Source organism: Mesorhizobium sp. M4A.F.Ca.ET.020.02.1.1 (assembly GCF_004022645.1).
In the GTDB taxonomy this organism is placed as follows: Bacteria; Pseudomonadota; Alphaproteobacteria; order Rhizobiales; family Rhizobiaceae; genus Mesorhizobium.
This window is the reverse complement of the sequence record NZ_RZOI01001117.1, coordinates 1-1,274: the sequence shown is the minus strand read 5'-3', so window position 1 is coordinate 1,274 and position 1,274 is coordinate 1. Positions and strand designations below refer to the sequence as shown.

Sequence of the window (1,274 nt, the reverse complement as noted above, 5' to 3'; positions counted from 1 at the left end):
GCGTGCTGGTGGCGAACGTGCCGGCGGTCAATGCGCGCTCGGTCGCCGAGCACGTGATGTTCGTGACGCTGGCCTTGCTTCGGCGTTTTCGCATGGTCGACCGCGACCTGCGCGCCAAGGGCTGGCTCGCCGGACGCGACCATGCCAACGCCAACACCGAGCTCGCCGGTAAGACCATCGGCATTGTCGGCCTCGGAGCGGTCGGCCAGGCGGTCGGCCATATCGCCGCGCACGGCTTCGACCTCAATGTCGTGGCAACGACGCGCAGTATGCGCCCGGCGCCCGACAAGGTCGGTTTCCTGTCGATCGACGCGCTGGTCGAGCAGAGCGACATCATCGTGCTTTGCTGTCCGCTGACGCCGGAGACGCGCGGCCTGATCAGCCGCGAGCGCATTTCGCGCATGAAGCCGAACGCACTGCTGATCAACGTCTCGCGCGGGCCGGTGGTCGACGACGATGCGCTGATCGAAGCCTTGCGCAAGGGCAGCATCGGCGGTGCCGCGCTCGACGTCTTTGCGACGCAGCCGCTGCCGCCGAACCATCCCTATTTCAGCTTCGACAATGTCATCGTCACCCCGCATATGGCCGGGATCACCGAGGAGTCGATGATGCGCATGGGCGTCGGCGCGGCGGGCGAGGCGCTGCTGGTGCTGGCCGGCAAGCTGCCGGCAAATCTGCGCAATCCGGACGTGGTCGACCACTACCGTCGACGGTTTCCGGCCGACAGGTGAAATGCACCGCGCTTCCGCCTCAATTCTTGGTGACGCTGAAGCCATGTTGAATCGTCGCTTGGCATCCTTGGTTCTCGCCGCATGTTCGATCGCGGCCTCGCCCACACTCGCTGCGACAGAGAGCAGCGACTATGTCTACTGCAGCAATGGACTCGTCTGCTTCAGAGCCCCTTGTCCCTCAGGCAACGCGCTGGATCTGGGCACCGGCAAGGTCGTCAAAGGCGTGGCACTCAACACCACCGAATTGCCGCTGCAAGACAGGGCCGCACCCGATACATCAGACAAGCTCCACGCGGGAAAGCTCGTCGTCAGAGGATCGATCCAGCATCGCGGTGAGCCGAACGAGCCGCCCATGCTGGTCGTTACGCGTATCGAACGCGCCTCTGGCAAAGCCGAGCGCAGGCGCTGCGCGGCGCACTGATTGCCGTGGGCACGCTGCTCGTCAGAGCAGCCGCTCCATTTCTGCCGCGATGCGCAGCAGATGGCGGTCATGGCCGTTGCGGGCCACCAGCATCAACCCGGCCGGACGCGCCGTTCCAGGCA

The 1,274-nt window shown here is 65.5% G+C and carries 2 protein-coding genes; both read left to right on the top strand.

What is annotated here, in order from left to right; all coding sequences use genetic code 11:
* Positions 1 to 731 (top strand): NAD(P)-dependent oxidoreductase (locus tag EN742_RS35320; RefSeq protein ID WP_128333905.1); only part of this gene is annotated, 731 nt, incomplete at its 5' end.
* Between the two features lies 1 nt (position 732).
* On the top strand, positions 733 to 1,152 hold the full coding sequence (locus EN742_RS35315; protein ID WP_245455378.1) for a hypothetical protein: 420 nt from the start codon (positions 733 to 735) through the stop codon (positions 1,150 to 1,152).
* Positions 1,153 to 1,274 lie beyond the last annotated feature (122 nt).